We start from the raw sequence: 22099 nt of genomic DNA on the forward strand, positions 1-22099 counted from the left end.
ATGCTGCGTAATAGAGAGATCAAAATTCAATGCATTGTGATGTGCTTAATCAGTATAGCGGCAATAGCTGCCGCTGCTTTTATTTCACTTGCTGCTGCGGTACTCATTTTCATTACTTCTGTACTCCTAATTGGATGCAGCTTATTACATACGAGCTGGAGATATCGTGAGATCGAAAGGCTTTCAGGATACTTACGGCAAATTAGCGGAGGAGATTATGCGCTGGATGTTCGTGATAATCAAGAAGGTGAGCTTAGTATTTTAAAAAACGATATTTATAAGGTTACTCTCAGATTGTCCGAACATAGCTCTATCCTTCAACAAGATAAACTCAAGCTTACCGATGCTATTTCGGATATTTCCCATCAGCTCAAAACCCCGCTTACCTCCATGATGATGATGGCAGATTTATTAAGCGACGCTGATCTGCCTGTAGTTAAAAGATCAGAATTCACACGGAATATTCGGATTCAGCTTGAACGGATTGAATGGCTTGTATCTTCTTTATTAAAGCTTTCAAAAATTGATGCAGGTACAGTACCCTTCAAAAAAGATCAGATAGCGGTAGGAAAGCTTATCCATAAAGCATTAGAGTCTGTTCAAATCCCGATAGAAGTTAAGCAGCTAACGGTGTCGATAACGGGTGAAGAAACTGTTTCTTTTGTAGGTGATTTAAATTGGACAGCTGAAGCCTTGATCAATATTTTTAAAAATGGTGTAGAGCACACGCAGGAAGGCGGAATGATCACCATTTCTTTTTTAGAAAATGCGCTGTATACGGAAATAATCATTGCTGATAATGGTAAAGGAGTTCCGAAAGCAGATCTTCCTTATATATTCAAGCGTTTCTATAAAGGGAAAAATGCCAGTGAAGGCAGTATCGGAATTGGTCTTGCGATGGCTCACAGTATTATAACTAGCCAAAACGGACATATAGAGGTTCAAAGCATTCCAGCGAGCGGAACACAGTTCCGAATTAAGTTCTATAAACAAATCGTATAAGGTTAAGTGACTAAACTGTCATTTATGAGTCACTTGATAGTCATTTTAGACAGATATACTAAAACCAACAGCTAATTAATGGAGGTTTTAAAGTGGAAATATTAAAAATAGATCATCTGTCTAAAATATACGGCAAAGGCGAAACGGCAGTAAAGGCGCTTGATGATGTTTCATTTTCAGTGAAAAAAGGTGAGTTTGTCGCCATTATTGGTCCGTCAGGCTCGGGGAAATCAACGCTCCTTCATATGTTAGGCGGGGTGGACAGACCAACAAGCGGTAAGGTGCTCATTGAAAATACGGATATTTATAAATTGAATGAAACACAGCTGGCGATCTTTAGACGTAGACAAATCGGTCTTATCTATCAATTTTATAACCTTATTCCGGTTCTAACCGTCGAAGAAAATATTACGCTGCCGATGCTGCTTGATGAACATAAGGTAGATAAAAAACAATTTGATGATATCGTGAAGACGTTAAATCTACAAAGCCGCTTAGGCCATCTGCCCAATCAGCTTTCCGGCGGCCAACAGCAAAGGGTATCAATTGGTAGAGCGCTTATTAGCAATCCAGCTATTATGCTGGCGGATGAGCCAACGGGTAATTTAGACAGTAAAAATAGCGGTGAAATAATCGATTTACTAAAAATGTTCAATAAAACCTTCAATCAGACGCTAATCGTCATTACACATGACGAGCGAATTGCTCTGCAAGCAGATCGAGTCATTGTGATTGAAGATGGGAGGATCGCCAAGGATGAGGTGGTTCGTCCATGAACATTGTAAATAAACTAACGATCAGACATTTGAAGCAAAATAAGAGACGTACGCTCGTTACCATGATTGGTGTCATCATTTCAGTCGCAATGGTAGCAGCTGTAGCAACGCTTGGCGTATCTTTTTTGGACTTAATGAAAAAACAGTCGATTGCCGACGATGGAGAATGGCATGTTCTTTATAAAGCAGTAAATAAAGATCAGCTTAAAGCGATCCAAAAAGATGAAGAAACAAAAAGTGTTGTTATCACAAGAGATCGTGGTTACGCTCCATTAGCAGGGGCACAAAATGCAAACAAGCCTTATCTATTCATCAAGGAGTATAATGATCAAGGTTTTAAGCAGTTTCCGATTGAACTCCGTGAGGGACGTTTTCCGCAAGCCAAGGATGAGGTCGTTTTGTCAGAGGAAATTGCCTCAAATGCTAAAGTAGAATATAAGATAGGTGATCGATTAACACTTGAAGTCGGTCAACGGATTTACAAAAATAGTTTGGGTGAAGAGCAACTACTTGATCAGAATATTGGATTACGTAAGGACAATGAATCAACAGATGAAACATTAGAAAATAAAATAACTGCAAGTTATACGGTTGTAGGATTCATAAAGCGTCCCACATGGGAGTCTACATGGGCACCTGGCTATACGGTCTTAACCTATGTGGATGAAAGCCTGATTGGAGCAAACGAAACCGTAAATGCATCTGTAACACTAAAAAATGTGAAAAAGTCCTTGTACACCCATGCGGAAAGTTTGGCGAAGGAAAATAATATAGATATAGAGTCCATTAGTTATAATAATAACTTACTACGTTACTACGGTGTAACGAACAATGATGGAGTGCAAGCAACACTTTTTTCATTATGCGCCATTATTATGGGAGTTATTATCGTTGGATCAGTCTCATTAATTTATAATGCTTTTGCTATCTCGGTCTCAGAGCGGTCTCGCCATTTAGGCATGCTATCGAGTGTCGGGGCTACGAAAAGACAGAAGAGAAACTCTGTTTTTTTTGAGGGAGCTATTATTGGTGCGATTAGTATCCCAATTGGAATCGTTTGTGGTCTTATCGGAATTGGTATAACGTTCTCGTTCATTAACTCCACAATCAAAGGAGCGATGGGAGTAACTGAAAAGCTATCCTTAGTCGTTACCCCATATTCCATTCTGATTGCCTGTGCGGTTTCCATTGTGACGATTCTCATATCCACTTATATCCCGGCAATGCGTGCATCTAAGATCTCTGCTATTGATGCCATTAGGCAGTCCATAGATATTAAGCTTACGGGTAAGACAGTGAAGACATCAAAGTTCATTCGTAAGCTATTCGGCATCGAAGCTGAAATTGGCTTGAAAAATTTAAAAAGAAACAAACGAAGGTACCAAGCTACTATATTTTCACTCGTCATTAGCATCGTTCTCTTCTTAGCCGTTTCTTATTTTACTGATAATTTAAAGAAATCGCTTGAGCTGTCACAGAGTGGTGTGAATTATGATATTCAAGTATCAACAGGGAGTGGGGAAATAAGTGATCGAGTATTAAACGCGATAACTTCTCTGGATGATATAACGGAATATAGTGTCTTGCAACAAATATCAATGAACGCATGGATTCCTGAGACAGAAATTGCTAAAGAGTTGCAAGAACAGGTAAAAGTAGATCCCGCTCTCTTAAAGAACGGGAAATATCAGTACTATATTTCTTTCCATGCATTAGATCACAAAAACCTTCAAGCTTATGCCGAGCAGGTAGGTGCAGATTATAATCAGCTTATTGATCCTGATCCGAAAAATTTGTCAGCCATTGTAATTGATACAATTCCTTATGAAGATGAGATGGCCGGGAAGTTTGTTGAAACCAAGGTGGTTCATAAAAAGCTTGGTGATCGCTTAGATTTGTTCGTTCAAGAAGGGGAAGCAGGATTAGAGAAGAGTCTTAAAAAAGTGAAAATCGCTCAATTAACTGACCAGTTTCCAATGGGGGTTAGTTCAGGGGGATTAGGAGATATAAGTATCATTGGATCTGAGCAAGTCATGGATCAACTGATGGCGGATATGAATAATGCTCATAGCTATTCAACACTTTACCTAAAAAGTACAGATCCAATGGCTACGCAGCAGGAAATAGAAGAGATGAAAGAGAACCATATGAATGTTTACAATGTGTTTCAAGGTAGACAGCGGGAAGAACAAATGATTTTATTAATGTCTGTGTTCACTTATGGTTTTATCCTGCTCATTACGGCGATATCAGTTGCGAATATATTTAATACGATCTCGACGAGTATATCACTGCGAAAACGGGAATTTGCCATGCTGAAATCTGTAGGAATGACACCAAAAGGTTTTAATAAAATGATGAATTACGAAAGTATTTTTTATGGTATAAAGTCATTGCTCTACGGACTCCCCATCAGTGTTGTCGTGATGTACTTCATTCACAAGTCATTGATGAACAGCTTTAGATATCCGTTTGTACTTCCATGGATAAGTATTATTTATGTCATTGTTGCTGTCTTTGTTATTGTGACTTCAGCTATGTTATACTCCAGCTCCAAAGTGAAAAAAGAAAATATTATAGATGCTTTAAAACAGGAGAGCATCTAGCGTGGCGGTTAATATGGGAGTGGCTAAGCACCAAGAGGTGAGACGGAAGGCAGACGTATTGAAGCAATACGAAGCTTACGGTTATCAAGTCGCTTATTATTTGCTCGAAGATGAAGCTCTAGCTATGCAAGCCGCTACTACGGCTTTAATTGACCTTTTAAAAGATGATGAGTTTTTTGACGAACTTCATGTTCATCAGAAGCAAAAGGTGAAGCGTGTCTTTATGAAGCATTCGTTATTAACGAAAGGCTCGCTTTAAATAAGTAAGAAGAAGAGTCTATCCAATGTCAGCATAATGCTGTGGGATATCCTTAAGGAAAAGCGGGATGAGAAGATATTTTATTAGAGGTTACCTCTCTGCAGGGTGCTGCGGGGAGGTTTTTTTACTTACTCTTGATATTAAGCTAACGGGCAGAAGAGTGTGGTGGAACGGCTATTTAGTATCGCTCTCTCTTTTGCCAGAGTAACACATTCGCTTCACCTACAATATGATGAGTCTAGAAATCTAAAGAGGTGAGCCAATGGCAGTTGTAAAAGCTAGGAGTCAGGACATTAATATGTTGGCAAGGTTGCTTCGTGCTGAAGCAGAGACCGAAGGTGAAATGGGTATGCTCCTTGTTGGAAATGTTGGCATTAACCGAATAAGAGGGAATTGCTCCGATTTTAAAGATATTCGGACAATTCCCCAAATGATCAACCAGGAGCATGCGTTCGAAGCGTTGCAACATAGTTTGTACTATCAAAATGCAAGAGAGAGGGAACGCCGTCTGGCGCAACGGGCTGTGAATGGGGAGCGGAATTGGCCAGGCAAATTCTCCCTATGGTATTTCCGTCCAGGAACGTTCGAAAATCCCGGACCATGTCCGCCAACTTGGTATAATCAGCCGTTCGCAGGACGATGGAAGAAGCACTGTTTTTATGAACCGACCGGGCAAGAATGTGAAAATATATATAATACGTTTTAATTTTATAAACAAAAAGAGCTCATTAGGATCTCTTAACCTGACTTGTCACAGCCATGTGTCGGTTGATAAGTACTTTATCTCATTAAGTGCCGCGTAAATCGCGGCTTTTTTGGGTTTAGTGGAATAAAGTTTTTGTCGGGTTAGAGATTGAACTATCGGGTAACGATAGTTCAATAAACCAGCGGTAGTCTAGGATTCGAACAAGGCTGCCGCTGGTTTATTACTTAGGTAGTCTAATACATATTTAAGTGGACGTGGCGCTTTTCTAAAGGCACTGATCCTGCGCGGATCAATACAGTTGAGTCATATACTTTATTCTCACAGGACATTAATAGGGTTGATGCGTACGTCGCTCTATAATCCGCTCTGAGCGTTCATGCTCGACCAAGGCCCCTTTTAAAAACGCCCTCAGGCTGTAACCCCCTGCCTGGAACACCTTCCCGTGATAGAACCATACGACGGCCAGCGTTCCGGAAAGTAGAAAAAGACGGCTGAAGCGGATGAGGCGATTGATGCCTTTCGAGCGTTTCCTAGGGTTTTGAAACCCTGTGCTTCTTCTGTCGTATTTACGACGAACATTCAGCACCTCGCAGGTAAAATTAGATATTCGCTTGTTATCTTTAATATTCGACGCTGGGGATGTGATTTTCTTTGTTTTTCTCTATTTTTATGTGATGCGTATCACGGATTCGGGGAATGTAAAAAGAAGCGGTCTCCCTAATAAATTGGAAAGATCCGCTTCGTAATTTAATTATCGCTTAATGATCAGGTTACTTGTCTTTAACCTTGTTACCTTCAATGATATTAAAAATGATTTTTGCATTATCCGTGTTATCGATGAGTCCGGAGAACTTTTCTTTACCAGGACCAAAAGCGTATACTGGCACATCTTCTCCGGTATGGCCGCCAGTAGTCCAGCCTGTATAGGAACGAGTGTTAAAAATAGCTTCGATTGCATCGTCAGTCTTGGTTTGATCTTTGGTTGCAGCTGCATCTTTAACGGACTTGATCTCATCACTCGTCAGTTGCAAGTCAATATATTTTTTCAGCGTTTCTTCAACATTTGCACCGCCAATAATCTCGGCCGCTATGAATTCTGGAGTGCGTGAAGCGGCTTTAATCGGAGCCACGTCGAAATTGTAGACGCCATTTGCGCCGATCGAGAATCCACCGGTTGAATGGTCAGCAGTCGCAACAACTAACGTATTCCCATCTTTCTTGGCAAAATCAATCGCTTCTTTAAATGCCTTTTCGAAATCGGCCATCTCGCTCATGGCTGCAACTACATCATTATCATGTCCTGCCCAATCGATTTGGCTGCCTTCAACCATCAAGAAAAATCCGTTTTTATTTTTGCTAAGACGTTGAATAGCCGCCTTTGTCATGTCTTGTAGTGATGGGGTCTTTACATTACGGTCAATAGCCTTATCCATTCCGCCAGGCGCGAATAAACCGAGAATATGGTTATTCGTGTCCTTCAATAAGCTTTCACGATCGGTCACATAGCTGTAACCATCTTTTTTGAATTCCTCCGTCAGGTTTCTGTCCTTTCTTACAAAGTTGTTCAAACCACCACCGAGCAGTACATCAATTTTGTGTTTCTTATTGATTCGATCGTCGAAGTAATCATTCGCGATTGCATCCATATTCTTGCGGCTAATGTCATGCGCTCCGTAAGCGGCCGGTGTTGCATGTGTGATTTCGGATGTAGCGACCAATCCGGTAGACTTACCTTTTTCTTTCGCTGCTTCGAGAACCGTTTTAACATCAGTTAAGTCATTATCAACGGCGATTGCCGCATTGTACGTTTTTACACCCGCGGACATGGCAGTTGCGGCTGATGCTGAGTCCGTAATATTTTGATGTTCGTCCTCAGGGTAGGTCATTTGTGATCCTACTTGATATTTATCGAATTCCGTTTTTTCCTTGAGAGGTGTTTTGGGGTCATCTTTCATATAGCGGTATGCCGACGTATACGATTGACCCATGCCGTCACCGATCAGAAAAATAACATTTTTAATTTTTTTATCATCTTCTTTTTTAGATTCTGCTGAACTCGGTGTAAGACCCGATACCAAAACAGTAATCGCCAGAGATGACACGACAGCGAACGGGATTATATTTTTTGCGATATTCCTTAACATAAAAACCCTCCTTAGTAGTTAACGCTTTAAGAGGATAATAGAATATCGTTATTACGAGAATATCATCAGGATGTAAAACGCATGTAAATGTTCGAGGAAAAAAATGTTTTAGACTGAAAAATAAAGTATTAGACTATGAACATAAAGTATTAGACTGGATATGGGCGTTAAGCTAACGGGCAGTTATGCGTCTTGCCAATTTGATAAATTAAAACAATTAGTAAAAAAGAAAACACGAATCGATAGGTAATGCTTGTGTCTCCTTTTCGGGAATTTCAATGGCCTTCAACTTTGCTTCTAGTGGATATCTGACTCTTGTTACCATGCAAAAACACCTTTTAGTTGTATGAGTATTTTACAACTCTCGTTTTTTCAACTTAAAGGTGTTTTTATTTTGTCTCACGTTATGGGGTCGAATTTTGGACGATTACTACAGTAAATCGAATTCCGCTCACATTGTTGGGGGAGACGACCTGAGTCTATACTTAGCTTATCTTACAAACAAGCCATTACAGGAGGCGCAAAATGACAACCGTTCCGCAGCAATCCACCGTAGATCAACGAAAGTTCTGGCGGTATCTTATCCGTCACCGTGCTTTCTACATTATGCTTCTGCCGGGTATCGTGTTTTTCTTGCTGTTCAAGTATGTTCCGCTCATGGGCAGCTTCATCGCCTTCCAGGACTACAATATTTTCAAAGGTTATGGAGGAAGTGAGTGGGTAGGACTCAAGTGGTTTCATCAGTTCATTACGTATCCAAACTTCGGACCTTTAATGAAGAACATGCTGATAAGGCGATGTAGCTTAAGCTACATCGCCTCTTCTTAATGAAATTTTGAACACTAATATGGGGCAATGTTTTAGACTATCGCTGTTTTATTGAGCAAATGTGTCTGACGCTACGAAAAGACTAAATATTTCGTTCCTCATATTCAAAAGGTTCTTCACACGAGTAAATTTCATGGAAAAATCCCATATACGGGATATCGTCTTCCAGGCATTTTATGCGATACGACAACTCCTCATCACACTCCGGCTCTTCGCCGTTGTTCCGCATTACCTCGAATGCATCTACAATACCTTCCATGAGGTTTACTTGGATAAATAAGGGCAATTTTTCTAGCATTGAATCTTCGATCCTGGTCTCAGATCTGTATCCCTCGAGGGCTGTTTTAAAATAATCATCCATAAACTTTTTTCGTTTACCGGCATCTGGTTCAAATTGTATCCAGCCCACTCCGTTTGTCCAGAGACTCGCTAGGTCAAACATATACCAACAGTAACATGAATTATCGAAATCATAGACTGTTATTTGCCCGGTATCAAAATCTATCGAATAATTCCCATCGTTGTAATCAAAATGGACCATACCGAAAGACTCCCGGTTCTTGTCCAATCCTTCTAAGGTTTTAAGGAAATCTAACAGCTTCTCTTTCAGCAGAGGTAACGAACCGGGTATCAGTCTTTCGATATATTCAGCATTGTATTTATCAAAAAAACTATACCGACGATGGACAGGAGTATATCCTTTCGATATTTGGTGCATCTTCCCCAGGACTTTACCGCAATTATAATAATATTCGGTAATTGGAGCTCCTTCCCGGTACCGATAATTATTTTCCACAAGACTTTTTCCCGTGGCCTTTTTAAACAGGCAGATAAAAAAGGTATGATTATTATGAGTTATCTCTTCTAGCAGATTCCCCTTCTGGGAGTTGATTGCATTCGAAACACTTCCGCCATGCTCGAATAAATACCTGATATACTCAACTTCGGCTAGAAAATCTTCCCGCCTTCTGTCATTTAAGAAAGCGATTCTGAGCATTTTTGCATCGGTGCCGGCTTTCTCACAAGTATAAACGACATTCCGCCCTCCGTCATGTGCCGGAATCAGCTTGATTTCATAGCCTTCTAATCCATACAACTCTGATACTAATGGAAGTAAATATGCATCACTGATTTTAACAACCTCGTTATAATTTATAAAATCTCCTCCAGTCAAAATTCTTGCAACTCTTCCCATACTGCAATTACCACAGAAGAAATCAAATAATGAAAAGTGCTTCAGTGGACTTAAATGATAACCACCTTGTTTAGCATTGATACATCACTCCTTTGAACATACCTTACCTGAAAATTCCATTCTAATGTTAGGGAAACTTTAAGTATAATAATATTCTACTTTTTTAAAGTGTATTTTCGTTATTCTGCCTGTTAGCTCAACAGAAATGGCGGCTGTGTAATTCGAAAAGGTCTGGTAGGAATAGACTGAGAGGCGATGTAGCTTAAGCTAAATCGCCTCTTCTTTAGGTTCATAGTAAGCAGTGAAATCCGGAATAATGCGATTGTATTTCGTGATTTGTCTATCAAATAGTAGAAAGCGGAATATACTCCTATGTACCTAATGGGGGTGTGGGAAGTTTGGTGCAGGTGCACGGATTCCAAGCTGATAGCGAGGGTTCTACAAGAAAAGCTTCCACGTAAGAGGTGTAACGGACACCAGATACCTTATTTGCCAAGATTCCGCCCTTTTGTAGAGCTAACGGACATAGGAGCGCTTATTTAGCTTCAGGATATTTGATTTGACTGCTTTTCACCCAAATAACGCATCCTATGTCCGTTAGGGTCAAACATGAACAACTCAAGCACAGATTTTGAGCCGAGAATATTATTTATGTAAATATAAATAAACACATCAAACGGACACCAGAGCCCTTATTTGCCTCAATTCTCCTCTTTTGCAGATCTTACGGACATAGAGGCCTTTATTTGGCCTCATTCTTCTTGATTATGCTCCGTTTCACCCAAATAACGATTCCTATGTCCGTTAGATTTGAGTTTGTGTTTAAATCCTTGTTAATAGCGGATTCTATGTCCGTTCCTTTCACTGCCCCAGCCGTGCATAAGTACTACTTCGGTAGCAGTTCTATTTCTTTAACAAAAAGGAGAACTCTTATTTTTTCAAAAAAGGACTCTTTGTAGAGAGAATGTACTGAGAAAAATTGTGTATTTAAGTGGAGGCGAGGCCCCACGCCTTCATCACCGAAAAAAACGTCCACGTGGAGTCGATTTTTTTAATGTGATAAACTTAGTAGAAAAGGAGGTATGAGATTTGAAAATTCATAGAATCGATCATGTGGGTATAATCGTCAATGATCTTCCTGCAGCGAAAGAGTTCTTTCTTGACTTTGGCCTTGAAATGCTGGGGGAAGGAGAAGTGGAAGGCGAGTGGGTGGAGCGGATAATAGGGCTTCAAGACGTTAAAGAAGAAGTTGTAATGTTGCGAACGCCAGACGGTGAAGCGAATATAGAACTAGTAAAATTTCACACGCCATCAGATGAAAATGTCATACAGCATCCTTTGGCAAATACTCTGGGTATTCGGCATATTGCATTTGCTGTTGAAGATATTGAAGCCATTGTTACCAAGTTGAAAAAGAAAGGCGCAGGACTTATTGGTGAGATACAAAACTACGAAAACGCTTATAAATTATGCTACATTCGTGGGCCAGAAGGAATTATTTTGGAACTGGCTGAGAAAATCAACTAAATATTGTGGGGAACTTTTCCGATCTCCAGCAAGGCAATAATCGCTTTGATCGTGAATTCAATGGTATGCTTCATATGTAATTTATTCGCTGTATAAGAGAATGCTCCCTCGCATAAACCCATAAGAATACACTCAGGAAAATGCAATAAACGTGATGAAATTTCGAACCTCGCTATGGCCTGCTCCCCATAGTCGATAAGAAAATGGTTAAAGATGAGCGACATTGCACCCATGAAGATACTCATAACAAAAACGGAAACTCCAATTTTGAATACATTGCTCAGAATGTCCTTCCTTGGCCATCCGCACGGCGGATCATATCGCGTGCTGCTTTGGCCACAATAACGCCATCTGAATAATTCGAATAATCCCGCTGAGGGTTGTGTCAGCGGGATCTTTTACTGCACAGAAAGGGCAGCATTTATGTTTATGTCTTGTTCTCCTCCGAAATTGAACCGGTGAAAGACCGTTTTAAACAATGGTTTTTTAGTTCGCTGTTAAATCAATGCCGTAATCTTTCGCGAACACTAAATGAGTGTCTACCTTGACATCGTTATCGGCGGCTTGCAAATTGTACACCCGGGCGCCGCGCAGTCTGTTGCGCTCGGCACCTGCAAGCCCGTAGGCGCCAAAACCGGTACTTCCACAGTAACCGAGCATGATGCCGTAATAATTGCCAGAATACGTATTGACATGGTCATGCCCGCAAAATACGCCCTTGACGTCGCCGCGTTCGAGAATTGCGGAAAACATGCCGCTGTTAATCGGACCGGGACATTCTTCCTCGTTCCGCTCGCCTATGATGCCGTGTTTTGCTACGGCTCTGGCATGATCGGCATCCGTTCTGCCATCTACGCTGGCGAACCACATAAAACGGTATTCCCACAGCGGGATATGGATGAACATAAGTGACGGGATTTTACGGCTGTAATGCTTCTCAAGTGCCTCGGACGTTTCGTAATACCAGTTGACTTGGTTGGTTTTCAGCCAATCCCAAGTCGGATATCCTTCGAAGTTTTGACCGGCGATTTCGTTAGGCGCATACCGACCGCTGTCTAACAGCCACATATTAAATAAAGGTTCTTTGCTATTGTGTCCGCCGATGAGTAGATTCATATTCCCCGTACCGGAGACGCCTTTCACACCTTTCTCATTCCTGTTGTATTTATAAGAGCGGTAAATTTGAAGCATTGCTTCTTCATCCATGCCGCTGTTCGGCGTAGAATCCTCATCATGATTACCGAAGGTAATTGCCCAAGGAATTCCGCGTTCTTCCATTGGCACTGCTATATTATTGATCGCTTTCTTTACTTCGGCTGGCGTATCGGTTCCGCCAGTAATGTTATCCCCGTTTAAAACAACAAACCCCGGTCTCTCCTCATCCAGCACCCGTTCCATAAGCTGCACCGTGCGGGGATCGATATCCTCATCGTCCTGCGTATCGTTGAACTGAACGATTTTGAACGTGCCGTCCGATTTAAAATGAAGCTTGGCTTCCCCATTCGGCTTGTCTTTCGGTTTGTCATTCTCTTTCGCGAAAACAGTTCCAGAAAATAGATCCGAGGGAACTCCTGCGGCACCAGCCGTCAGTGCAAGTGCGCTCAAACCGCCGATTTTCAAAAATTCCTTCCTATTCATGCCCTTCTGTTCATTACCGCTGCTCAATTGAATACCTCCCGAAAAAGTAGTTCATTACATTTCCATATTAGAGGTTGAAATCGATGAGAATGTTTTCGGAGTGATAAGATCATGTAAATCGCCCAAAATGAGCCTCAAGCTGCAGGTCCCGGGACGCAAGTAGCAACAAGCGTAGTGCGGTAGACCTTTAGAGGGCTAAAAAGAATCAAAGATACTATTATGTTTTTGGTGATTTGTCAGACTCCGATTCTAACTTCGCATTCGTTTCTTTGCGCACTCCGAGCTGTTTTGCCTTATAGTTTGGATTTGACTTGTGCGCAAGACACCGCTGTACCGCGTGTAATTTTACTTCTATAGAAGTAGGACATCCTTTAGACATTAGAAAAACTCCCATCATGTAGTAGTAGAAGTTTTGTTTTTTCTACTGTCTACTATGATGGGAGCATATCAACGAATCCTAATCCGCTAATTGGGAGTTGAATGTCGAACAGGAAAATTAGTCGTGTTATTATCCATATTGAGCATCTCTTCATAACGGTTTCTCTAAAATATCAGTATAATCGATCGTGTGAAAATCATATCATGGGGAGTGCAGTTACTCAATGCTATCCCTTCATTTTACGTTGATATTCGGAAGGCGATTGACCCATTATTTTGCTGAACGCTCGCGAGAAGTATAGCGCATCTCGGAAACCAACCTTAGCGCTAATTTCTTTCATGGACCAATCGGTTAATTCAATGTACCTGCAAGCCTGTTGAATTCTCAATCGCATAAAATAATGCATGGGCGAGGTTCCTGTAATTTGTTTGAATACGGCTAAATAATGAGATCTAGATAGATGGGCATGCTCTGCCAGGTTGTCAATCGTGAGGTTGACAGCAAGTCGCTGCTTCATATATTCGATGGAATGCTCTACATAATGGTTTGACATATTATTCGACTGGCGGGCATATTGCAGGGAAACTAAAGAAAGCATATGCTGCAGCAGTTGATTTGCATAAATGCAATGAGAGAGTGAGTAGTTTTTCTCGGAAAGTGACTCGTAGCAGTCATCGAACAGCTCTAGCCACTGCACTGTAGCGCCGCCAGAAAGCTGCATCATGGCTTCTTGAAGCGGCAGCAAGTCGTAATACAATGCAGCCGCATGTCCACAGAAATGAATCCAGCATATGCTCCATGGACTTGTCTCTGAGGCTCCATAACTATGCGTTGTATGCGGCGGAATGACGATAAGATCATGCTTTCGTACATGCTGGCGTTCAGTTGTGCCCACTTCGATCCATCCCTCGCCTGCAGTGCAGAAGATGAGAATATAGGCGGGAGTACCTTCAGCCCTTTCTCGATAATGATATTTGGCAATTGGAAAAAATCCGATATCTGTTATAAATAAAGGACTGATAAGCGGATGTTTCGTTATTTTATTTAAAAAGATTTCAGGGAGAACTAGTAATTTTTCCGACTCAAACCCTTTTCTTTTACGCAATGATAAGCCCCCTGATTCTCGAATAGCTACAGTCTTTTTTTGACAAGCGATAGCACCCGTCTTTGAGAGTCCATTTTAACCTATGAAGGGGTTATAAATAAAAAGATGGACTTTTGGGCAGCGGTTCTACATCCAAACTTGTTCGCAAGGACGAAAATGTCTTTACACAAGGGCGGCGACAGCTGTTTCACCTTGAAAATCAGACTATTGTCCATGTGCTTCGTAATATTATGAATTTTAATACGTCCCGCTTACGAAGTAAAGTAAGATTATGAAATGGCGTTGAGCGTAGGGGAATTTGGGATTCGTGTGAATGTGAGTTGTCCCGGCTTTACGGATACGCCTCATTATCGCCATTGGCTGGAAAGAGACGGAAATGCAGGTGTGGTTGAGGAAGAGGTGCTTTCGCTGCAGTCTGGGAATCGGATAGGTACGCCGGAGGAAGTGGGCAAACTGGCTTTATTTCTTGCTTCTGACGACTCTGCTATGATGACCGGGGCTGAACTGCTGCTCGATGGAGGAGTAGCTGCGCGGCTTTATTATTCAAAGCTTTGTTAGATAACAATATTACCCGAAATAAGAAAAGCAAAGGAGCGACAAATATGTCTATTAGTTACTTGGAGAAACAGCAAATATTTGAAATCCGCATGAATCGTTCTTCCTACTTGTTTGGCGTTAATGAAAAAGGGACGGTACAGCATCTTTATTGGGGAGAACCGGTTGAAGCCGCCGAATGTGGGTTTATGCTGAAGGGGCGGCATCACAGTTCGTTTGACGCAGAGATAGACCGTGAGGTGGAGGAATTCGGGGGATGGGGCGGCAGTCACTACGCTGAGCCTAGTCTGAAGGTTGAATTCGGGGACGGCGTAAGAGATTTAAAACTCGATTATGCAGGTTATGAGCTAGTAAAAGAGGATGAGCTGATCATTAAGCTGATCGACGTGCATTATGCTCTTAGGATTGACGTTCATTATAAAGTGTTTTCGGAATACGATGTGATAGAGCGCTTTGTTCGCGTACATAATGACGAGGCATTGCCTGTACGAATCGAGCAGGTCATGGCTGCTGTTTGGTCCGTTGGAGGGCTGCCTGAATATCGGATGACTCATGTTGCTGGACGCTGGGCAGGCGAATATCAATTGCGTTGTAACGTCTTGTCCGAGGGCAAGAAAACGTTGGAATCGCGCAGAGGTTTTACTGGACCTCATGCGAGTCCATGGTTCGCCATCGACGATGGCAGAGCGGACGAGACGAATGGTCAGGTCTGGTTCGGCGCGCTTGGCTGGAGTGGAAACTGGAAGATTGTCGCGGAGAAAACAATCTTCGGTCATGTACGGATTGTCGGAGGAATTAATGATTTTGACAGCGCATTTACATTGGCCCCAGGGGAGACGTACACCTCGCCTATTTTTACAGGTGGCTTTACTTCGGGTGGTTTTGGCGAAATGAGCAGGATTCTGCATCAGTATCAGTACAAGTATATATTACCTGCGCGTCAACTGAGAAAGGTGCTTTATAATTCTTGGGAAGCGACTACATTTGATGTGACCGTTGAAGGACAAGTTGAGCTGGCTCGTCAGGCAGCTAAAATTGGCGTTGAGCGATTCGTCGTTGATGACGGCTGGTTCGGCGCTCGCAATAGTGATAGAGCAGGGCTGGGGGATTGGCAAGTAAATCCAAAGAAATTCCCGAATGGTTTGCAGGAGCTGATAGAAGAAGTCAAGGGACTTGGAATGGAATTCGGATTATGGGTTGAGCCGGAATCGGTTAATCCCGACAGCGATCTTTATCGGCAGCATCCGGACTGGATTTATCAATTTGCGACCCGGGAAGGTACGCAGCTTCGCAATCAGTATTTGTTAAATCTAGGGCTTCCGGAGGTTAAGCAATTCGTTCTGGACTTTATGACGGAGCTACTCACCGCCCACGATATATCTTTCATCAAATGGGATATGAACAGGACCGTCACAGAGCCTGGTTCCTTACCGGGATCAGATCCGATTTGGGTGAAGCATGCGGAGCATCTCTATGAAATTTGGGCTGAATTAAGAGAGAAGTTTCCCAAGGTGGAATTTGAGACGTGTGCAGGCGGCGGTGGACGGATCGATCTGGGAATTTTAAGGTATGCTGACCAAGCATGGATCAGTGATAATACGGATGCGCGGGACAGGCTGGCGATTCAAGAAGGATTCTCCTACGCCTATAGCCCATCCGTCATGATGTGCTGGGTGACCGAATCACCTAACGGCTTCAACGGGAGAAGCCTTTCACTATCCTATCGCTTCCACAGCTCCATGATGGGCGGTCTTGGCATTGGTGCAGACATAGGCCAATGGTCAGACGCTGAAATGGAAGAGGCCTCCCATTATGTGGAATTATACAAGGAAATCCGCCATATTATTTTGGAAGGCAACTTGTATCGACTAGAGCCGCTCGGACGTTCTAATGTAGCCGCTTATCAATATGTTAGCCGGGACGGGGCAGAAGCCGTTGTATTCACATTCCTGCAATCTCAGTACTTCGGCTCCGAAGAGAGAAGGATACGCTTGCGTGGATTAGAGGCTGACGCATTATACGAAACACGCTTAAATGACGGAGATGTAGTCGTTCTCCACGGCTCGACTTTGATGCATGTTGGCTTCCCGCTAACATTAAAGGGCGATTACGTCAGCTCGCTGCTGCGCTTGAAGCGGAAAGATTAATTTAAAATACGAGAACAATGCCAAGGGGAGAATTGAGATGAAAATTGCTTCGATGGAGCTATTTCAAGTGCCGCCGCGTTGGTTGTTTCTAAAAATAATGACGGATGAAGGGATCGTTGGCTGGGGCGAACCGGTCGTTGAAGGCAAAGCGGATACCGTTCGTGCTGCCGTTGAAGAGCTTAGTGATTATCTGATTGGCAGAGATCCTGGACAAATCGAAGATCTATGGCAGGTGATGTACCGCGGAGGCTTTTATCGTGGCGGACCCATTCTAACTAGTGCGATATCGGGTATCGAGCAAGCGCTTTGGGATATTAAAGGGCAGCGGCTGGGCGTCCCTGTTTATGAGCTGTTGGGTGGAGCTGTTCGCGATCGGATGAAGGTTTATGCTTGGATTGGCGGGGATCGTCCTGAGGATGTAGCGACAGCGGCGAAAGCTCAAGTCGCTGTAGGCTATACTGCTTTAAAGATGAATGGTACAGCGGATATGGAATGGATCGATTCCAGTGAAAAGATTATGCAGGCGGTACAAAATTTAGCTTTAGTTCGGGAAGCTGTCGGATATGGTATTGGAATCGGCATAGATTTCCACGGCAGAGTGCATAAAGGGATGGCCAAAGCGTTAATTAAAGAGCTGGAACCATTCAAGCCGATGTTTATTGAAGAGCCGGTGCTGCCAGAAAATAATGAAGCTTTGAAGCAGTTAAGTCAAATAAGCTCCATTCCCATTGCGACAGGCGAGCGTATGTATACACGTTGGGGCTTCAAGCAATTACTCGCTGAAGGTACTGCAGACATTATTCAGCCGGATTTGAGCCATGCCGGCGGGATTTGGGAAGTGCGTAAAATTGCAGCGATGGCAGAAGCCTATGATGTCGCCGTTGCTCCGCATTGTCCGCTTGGACCTATAGCGTTGGCAGCGTCCTTGCAGCTTGATTTTTGCACCCCAAATGCATTCATTCAAGAGCAAAGCCTGGGCATTCATTATAATGAAGGATCAGACTTGCTCGATTATTTGGAAGACCGAAGCGTATTTGATTATAAGGATGGTTATGTGGAACGATTAAACAACCCAGGCCTTGGTATAAAAATTGATGAGAAAAAAGTAAGGGAAATGGCCGCGATCGGTCATCGCTGGCGCAATCCAGTATGGCGCAATGCGGATGGCTCTGTAACGGAATGGTAGAAGGTGATTGTAAGGCTGTGTCATTAACGGAGCAATTATTCAAGCATAAAATAGTTGCAATTGTACGAGGCATTGCGGAGGATCAGGCCGATGCTGCCACAGATGCTCTGTATCGAGGCGGTGTGCGATTTATCGAGGTGACGATGAATACGAAAGGCGCAACTGGCATGATCCAGCGCTGGCGGAGTAAATATGACGGCAAAATGTTCGTCGGGGCAGGAACGGTGCTCGATGAGAAATTAGCGCAGGAAGCCGTAAAAGCAGGCGCTCAATTTTTAATTACGCCGAATGTGGATGAAGCTGTTATTCGTTATGGTATTCAAGCAGGTGTCGACCTTTATCCGGGCGCTATGACGGCAACAGAAATTGTACAAGCTTGGACTTACGGAGCGCATGTAGTAAAGGTGTTTCCTGCCGGCAGTCTTGGCTCGACCTATATAAAAGAGCTGCAGGGACCGTTGTCTCATATTCCGATGATGGCTACTGGCGGGGTAAACCTCGATAATATGAAGGAGTATGCAGCCGCGGGCTCACGAGCTTTCGGACTGGGTGGAAATTTGGTGAGCAGCGCATTGATTCAATCGGGAGATTTCGCAGGACTGGAGCAGCATGCTCGGCGCTATGTAGAGGCGGCTATGCTGCTATAGTGGAATATGAATCGAAATAGAGTGTTGAGTGGGGAAGTGATTTTGCTGAGTGACGGAGTGGAAAGTAATATGTTTACTGTTATTATCAAGTCAATTAGCTTTAAAGAAAGCGATGCTATATTGATGGAAAGTGAGGCAATTAAGCTTATCCTATTGCCGCAATCAGGAGGGAGCATCGTCTCTTTGCAGTATAAGGAGACAGGCAAGGAATGGCTCGTTGAGACAATCGGAGAAGGCATACGCCAGTCAAGCTATAACGACACATTTTCGGAGGCCATGATGCATGGCTGGGATGAATGCTTTCCGACCATTGATGCGTGTAGCTATCCGCTGCCAGGTCATTATAATGATGTACATCTGCCTGACCACGGTGAACTATGGTCTGTGCCATGGACGTATAGGATGACAGAGCATAGCTTAATTATGGAGACAAAAGGACAGGCGCTTCCTTACTCGTTTACGAGAACAATCCGCTTTATTGATGCGCAAACGCTTAAGTTTTCTTATTCGGTCATCAATCATTCTAATGAGTCAATCACGGCATTTTGGTGCGCGCATCCCTTGTTTTCCGCAACTGAGCATACACAAATACGGATACCGCCTGAGCTTGAGCAAGTCATTTGTGTAGTAGGAGGAAAACGCTATGCGCAAGGACGCTCCTACAATTGGAATCAGCAGGAAGTCGATGATAACGGCATTGCGATAGATCGGCTCGCCACGATTGCTGCACAGGATTCGCGAAAGTTTTATGCGGATGGTCATTTTGCTACTGGTCAGGCAGGTTTACATGAGTTAAACACAGGAGAGTATGTGCAGCTGCAATGGTCGGTTAAGGAGCTGCCTTACTTCGGGCTATGGATTAATGAAGGGCATTATAACGAGAAGCTGATGGTAGCGCTGGAGCCTTGCAACGGTTATTATGATAGCTTAGAGGAAGCGCATCGGCGAGGAAAAGCTTTAACATTAGAGCCTAACAAAGCAGTGAAATGGTCATTCGATGTAAAATTAGGAGTGGACTATCCTTGAAGTGCTCCCTGTCAAGTGGACAGTGTAAAAAACAGAAATAGTTAGTTTAAGAAACCTCAGCTCGTTTTAACAGAGTTGAGGTTTTTTGTTATGCAGTCGTCGGTATTCGTTTGGCGTTGTAATAACGAAGAGCTATACTCCTATAAAATAGAATGGAATACACAAAAGCTGGTCTCTTGGAGGTCAGCTTTTTGTTCAGACAAAGAGGAGTTATTAGCAATAAAGAGAATGTTTATTATGCGATGAGTAATCATTTCCTATTGAGAGGAAGATTTGTTTATGACATTTGCAATCGGATTGCAGCCGTGGACTATTCGCGATATTGATTTCTTTGGATCCTTGGAGAAGGCATGTCGTCGTCCGCTGTTCGATAGCATCACCACAAGCTTCAGAAACCTAAAATCGATGGGGGTTGTTGTTTAGATGGCAGGTGAATTGCGCGTAGGGCTGATCGGTTACGGATACGCCGGATGTACATTCCATGCGCCGGTCATTACTTCAGTTCCTGAGTTGAAGCTGACCAAAGTCGTAGAGCGCAAAGGCACACTCTCTAAGATGCGGTACCCTTGGGTGAAGGTCGTCGACGACGCTTGCGACTTGTATGAAGATCCAGACATCGACTTGATCGTTGTCGCAACTCCGAGCATGGACCATTTCACATTCACTCGCGCCGCCTTACTGGCTGGGAAACACGTCGTTGTTGAGAAACCGTTTACATCGACGTCTGCGGAAGCGGATGAATTGATCGCACTTGCAAAGAGACAGGGCAAAGTGCTCAGCGTCTTCCACAACCGCCGGTGGGATGGTGATTTCCTGACAATTAAGGAACTGCTGCGACAGGGACGTCTCGGGCAGCTAATGGAATGCGAGTTCCGTTGGGACGGATTCAATCCGGAAGTGTCCGGAAACTGGCGGGATGCTGCCGGTCCAGGCACTGGCGTATGGTATGACTTAGGCGTCCATTTCCTGGACCAGGCTTTATGCTTATTTGGTATTCCGGAATCCATCGAAGCCGACATTCAAACGCAAAGAAAGGGAGGGGCTGCTCCAGATTATTTCGATGTCACGCTGCGCTATCCTGATCATTTGAAGGTCGTTCTCAAATCATCGAGGTTCGTTCGCATTCCGACGCCGAGGTATTCGCTTCACGGAACACTCGGCTCTTATGTCAAATACGGCACCGATCCGCAAGAGTCGGCTCTGATCGCGGGACATACGCCTGCCACTATCTCGGATTGGGGCATGGAGCCATCCGAATTGTGGGGGAAGATCCGAACTTCCATTAACGGCATTCATTTCGAAGGGACTATTGAAACATTTCCAGGCAATTACACTCATTATTATCAAAATGTATATGATCACATTGTCGGCCGCTCTGAGTTGGAAGTCAAGGCGGAAGAAGCTCGAACAGGGATTCGAATCGTCGAATTGGCTCTGAAGAGCTGCGCAGAAGGCAGAGCAATTACTATAAACGAGGAATTGGAGGGATAATGCCATGTTTCCATTCAAGACAGCATTAAATGCCTCTACCTTGTTTCCATTTACACGCGATGTTGAACGGCAAATCACTATTGCTTCCGAGGCCGGTTATCAAGGTATCGAGCTGTGGGTGGAAGACATTCAAACTTATTTGTCTCAAGGAGGGACGACGGATCTTTTATGTTCCAAGTTGGATGAAGCCAGGATCGAGCTCGTGAACGCAATTGCTTTCTTCCCGTGGGCGGACGCCAACGACGAGGTTCGCAAGATGGGAATGCAACAAGCAAAAGAAGAGATGCAGTTTCTCGCTGAGATTGGTTGCAAGGCCGTGGCGGCGCCGCCGATCGGTTCCGTTGAGGCGGTGACATTGGAACAGTTCGCAAATTACTTTTCTGAATTGTTCGAATTAGGGGATAAACTTGGCGTAGAGCCTTATCTTGAATTTTGGGGAAGGGCCAAGAAGCTCTCTACGCTGAAAGAGGCACAGGAGGTATTGTCGCGAAGTGGTATCCCAAATGCAAAGATGCTGTTAGACCCTTTTCACATGTATACCGGAGGCAGTCCCTTTGAAGAGTTGGGTAATCTCGAAGGTTCACGTATCGGATTATTTCACGTCAATGATTATCCAGATATCCCGACCCGAGAAATGATTGGGGACGATTCACGTGTGTTCCCCGGGGAAGGAGTAGCGCCGACGAGTAGAATCGCGGAACTGTTACTTGCGTCGGGTTACCACGGTTATTTATCTCTGGAGTTGTTCCAAGGCTCCTATGGAAGTCGCAGTGCCGCTGAGACAGCCTCGTACGGTTTACACACATTGAAGCAAAATTATTCCAACTATTTAACCTAGTGATGGGTTGAAATTAGGCTGAGATAGAACTTGCTTTTAAGTAA

At 43.5% G+C, this 22099-nt stretch carries 20 protein-coding genes and 1 pseudogene; 15 read left to right on the plus strand and 6 right to left on the minus strand.

The features are described 5' to 3' along the window. The 5 genes from AC787_RS24690 to AC787_RS24710 all read left to right on the plus strand — a co-directional run bounded on the left by AC787_RS24690 (position 1) and on the right by AC787_RS24710 (position 5349). Positions 1–1002: a sensor histidine kinase gene (locus AC787_RS24690; RefSeq protein ID WP_054027619.1), complete on the plus strand. Its 1002-nt coding sequence runs from the start codon at positions 1–3 to the stop codon at positions 1000–1002. 92 nt (positions 1003–1094) lie between these two features. Next, a complete protein-coding gene (locus tag AC787_RS24695; RefSeq protein WP_054027620.1) occupies positions 1095–1778 on the plus strand; it encodes an ABC transporter ATP-binding protein in 684 nt (227 codons plus the stop codon). Then, the gene (locus AC787_RS24700) at positions 1775–4384 is read left to right on the plus strand and encodes an FtsX-like permease family protein (protein WP_054027621.1); all 2610 of its coding nucleotides are present in this window, start codon (positions 1775–1777) and stop codon (positions 4382–4384) included. The genes AC787_RS24695 and AC787_RS24700 overlap by 4 nt, the downstream gene beginning before the upstream one ends. A gap of 1 nt (position 4385) precedes the next feature. Beyond that, positions 4386–4643, plus strand: a complete 258-nt coding sequence (locus tag AC787_RS24705; RefSeq protein WP_054027622.1) for a hypothetical protein — start codon at positions 4386–4388, stop codon at positions 4641–4643. Between the two features lie 262 nt (positions 4644–4905). Further along, the gene (locus AC787_RS24710) at positions 4906–5349 is read left to right on the plus strand and encodes a cell wall hydrolase (RefSeq protein WP_054027623.1); all 444 of its coding nucleotides are present in this window, start codon (positions 4906–4908) and stop codon (positions 5347–5349) included. A gap of 770 nt (positions 5350–6119) precedes the next feature. Here AC787_RS24710 and AC787_RS24715 read toward each other — a convergent pair. Next, a complete protein-coding gene (locus AC787_RS24715; RefSeq protein ID WP_054027624.1) occupies positions 6120–7493 on the minus strand; it encodes an alkaline phosphatase in 1374 nt (457 codons plus the stop codon). Positions 7494–8018: 525 nt separating this feature from the next. On the opposite strand from AC787_RS24715, the gene AC787_RS24720 reads away from it, so the two are divergent. Then, positions 8019–8321 (plus strand): hypothetical protein, encoded by a 303-nt coding sequence (locus AC787_RS24720; RefSeq protein WP_054027625.1) that lies wholly within the window; start codon positions 8019–8021, stop codon positions 8319–8321. Positions 8322–8403: 82 nt separating this feature from the next. On the opposite strand, the gene AC787_RS24725 is transcribed toward AC787_RS24720, so the two are convergent. Continuing rightward, positions 8404–9516 carry a phosphotransferase enzyme family protein gene (locus AC787_RS24725; protein WP_082361107.1) on the minus strand — a complete coding sequence of 371 codons (1113 nt, stop codon included), beginning with the start codon at positions 9514–9516 and terminating at the stop codon, positions 8404–8406. Between the two features lie 1089 nt (positions 9517–10605). Between AC787_RS24725 and AC787_RS24730 the strand changes: the two genes are divergently transcribed. Further along, positions 10606–11043: a VOC family protein gene (locus tag AC787_RS24730; RefSeq protein WP_054027626.1), complete on the plus strand. Its 438-nt coding sequence runs from the start codon at positions 10606–10608 to the stop codon at positions 11041–11043. Between the two features lie 29 nt (positions 11044–11072). On the opposite strand, the pseudogene AC787_RS24735 reads toward AC787_RS24730, so the two are convergent. From AC787_RS24735 to AC787_RS24745, 4 genes and pseudogenes are all read right to left on the minus strand, one after another. After that, positions 11073–11336: pseudogene (locus AC787_RS24735) on the minus strand (MATE family efflux transporter); the annotation flags it as partial. 193 nt (positions 11337–11529) lie between these two features. Continuing rightward, positions 11530–12708, minus strand: coding sequence for a metallophosphoesterase family protein (locus tag AC787_RS24740; RefSeq protein ID WP_235561109.1), 1179 nt, complete (start codon positions 12706–12708; stop codon positions 11530–11532). 190 nt (positions 12709–12898) lie between these two features. Continuing rightward, positions 12899–13060 carry a hypothetical protein gene (locus tag AC787_RS34175; RefSeq protein ID WP_161807567.1) on the minus strand — a complete coding sequence of 54 codons (162 nt, stop codon included), beginning with the start codon at positions 13058–13060 and terminating at the stop codon, positions 12899–12901. Between the two features lie 226 nt (positions 13061–13286). Continuing rightward, positions 13287–14165, minus strand: coding sequence for an AraC family transcriptional regulator (locus tag AC787_RS24745; protein ID WP_235561110.1), 879 nt, complete (start codon positions 14163–14165; stop codon positions 13287–13289). Positions 14166–14441: 276 nt separating this feature from the next. Between AC787_RS24745 and AC787_RS24750 the strand changes: the two genes are divergently transcribed. The 8 genes from AC787_RS24750 to AC787_RS24780 all read left to right on the plus strand — a co-directional run bounded on the left by AC787_RS24750 (position 14442) and on the right by AC787_RS24780 (position 22055). Next, on the plus strand, positions 14442–14723 hold the full coding sequence (locus AC787_RS24750) for an SDR family NAD(P)-dependent oxidoreductase (RefSeq protein ID WP_082361109.1): 282 nt from the start codon (positions 14442–14444) through the stop codon (positions 14721–14723). Between the two features lie 44 nt (positions 14724–14767). Continuing rightward, positions 14768–16867, plus strand: a complete 2100-nt coding sequence (locus AC787_RS24755) for an alpha-galactosidase (protein WP_054028181.1) — start codon at positions 14768–14770, stop codon at positions 16865–16867. A 37-nt stretch (positions 16868–16904) separates the two neighbouring features. Further along, a complete protein-coding gene (gene dgoD / locus AC787_RS24760; RefSeq protein WP_054027630.1) occupies positions 16905–18053 on the plus strand; it encodes a galactonate dehydratase in 1149 nt (382 codons plus the stop codon). 17 nt (positions 18054–18070) lie between these two features. Continuing rightward, on the plus strand, positions 18071–18700 hold the full coding sequence (locus AC787_RS24765) for a bifunctional 4-hydroxy-2-oxoglutarate aldolase/2-dehydro-3-deoxy-phosphogluconate aldolase (RefSeq protein ID WP_054028182.1): 630 nt from the start codon (positions 18071–18073) through the stop codon (positions 18698–18700). 69 nt (positions 18701–18769) lie between these two features. Further along, positions 18770–19726 carry a hypothetical protein gene (locus tag AC787_RS24770; RefSeq protein ID WP_054027631.1) on the plus strand — a complete coding sequence of 319 codons (957 nt, stop codon included), beginning with the start codon at positions 18770–18772 and terminating at the stop codon, positions 19724–19726. 279 nt (positions 19727–20005) lie between these two features. Then, positions 20006–20149 carry a hypothetical protein gene (locus AC787_RS34180; protein WP_161807568.1) on the plus strand — a complete coding sequence of 48 codons (144 nt, stop codon included), beginning with the start codon at positions 20006–20008 and terminating at the stop codon, positions 20147–20149. Continuing rightward, a complete protein-coding gene (locus AC787_RS24775) occupies positions 20150–21217 on the plus strand; it encodes an oxidoreductase (RefSeq protein ID WP_054027632.1) in 1068 nt (355 codons plus the stop codon). It abuts the gene before it with no gap. 4 nt (positions 21218–21221) lie between these two features. After that, positions 21222–22055: a sugar phosphate isomerase/epimerase family protein gene (locus AC787_RS24780; RefSeq protein WP_054027633.1), complete on the plus strand. Its 834-nt coding sequence runs from the start codon at positions 21222–21224 to the stop codon at positions 22053–22055. Positions 22056–22099 lie beyond the last annotated feature (44 nt).

The organism is Bacillus sp. FJAT-28004 (assembly GCF_001280845.1).
In the GTDB taxonomy this organism is placed as follows: domain Bacteria; phylum Bacillota; class Bacilli; order Paenibacillales; family Paenibacillaceae; genus Pristimantibacillus.

What these genes read in the sequence shown, in the direction of transcription:
- AC787_RS24690 (WP_054027619.1), top strand. Translation starts at nt 1, where the DNA reads ATGCTGCGTAATAGAGAGATCAAAATTCAATGCATTGTGATGTGCTTA.
- AC787_RS24700 (WP_054027621.1), top strand. Translation starts at nt 1,775, where the DNA reads ATGAACATTGTAAATAAACTAACGATCAGACATTTGAAGCAAAATAAG.
- AC787_RS24710 (WP_054027623.1), top strand. Translation starts at nt 4,906, where the DNA reads ATGGCAGTTGTAAAAGCTAGGAGTCAGGACATTAATATGTTGGCAAGG.
- AC787_RS24715 (WP_054027624.1), bottom strand. Translation starts at nt 7,493, where the DNA reads ATGTTAAGGAATATCGCAAAAAATATAATCCCGTTCGCTGTCGTGTCA.
- AC787_RS24720 (WP_054027625.1), top strand. Translation starts at nt 8,019, where the DNA reads ATGACAACCGTTCCGCAGCAATCCACCGTAGATCAACGAAAGTTCTGG.
- AC787_RS24725 (WP_082361107.1), bottom strand. Translation starts at nt 9,516, where the DNA reads ATGGGAAGAGTTGCAAGAATTTTGACTGGAGGAGATTTTATAAATTAT.
- AC787_RS34175 (WP_161807567.1), bottom strand. Translation starts at nt 13,060, where the DNA reads ATGTCTAAAGGATGTCCTACTTCTATAGAAGTAAAATTACACGCGGTA.
- AC787_RS24750 (WP_082361109.1), top strand. Translation starts at nt 14,442, where the DNA reads ATGGCGTTGAGCGTAGGGGAATTTGGGATTCGTGTGAATGTGAGTTGT.
- AC787_RS24755 (WP_054028181.1), top strand. Translation starts at nt 14,768, where the DNA reads ATGTCTATTAGTTACTTGGAGAAACAGCAAATATTTGAAATCCGCATG.
- dgoD (WP_054027630.1), top strand. Translation starts at nt 16,905, where the DNA reads ATGAAAATTGCTTCGATGGAGCTATTTCAAGTGCCGCCGCGTTGGTTG.
- AC787_RS24770 (WP_054027631.1), top strand. Translation starts at nt 18,770, where the DNA reads ATGTTTACTGTTATTATCAAGTCAATTAGCTTTAAAGAAAGCGATGCT.
- AC787_RS34180 (WP_161807568.1), top strand. Translation starts at nt 20,006, where the DNA reads ATGACATTTGCAATCGGATTGCAGCCGTGGACTATTCGCGATATTGAT.
- AC787_RS24775 (WP_054027632.1), top strand. Translation starts at nt 20,150, where the DNA reads ATGGCAGGTGAATTGCGCGTAGGGCTGATCGGTTACGGATACGCCGGA.
- AC787_RS24780 (WP_054027633.1), top strand. Translation starts at nt 21,222, where the DNA reads ATGTTTCCATTCAAGACAGCATTAAATGCCTCTACCTTGTTTCCATTT.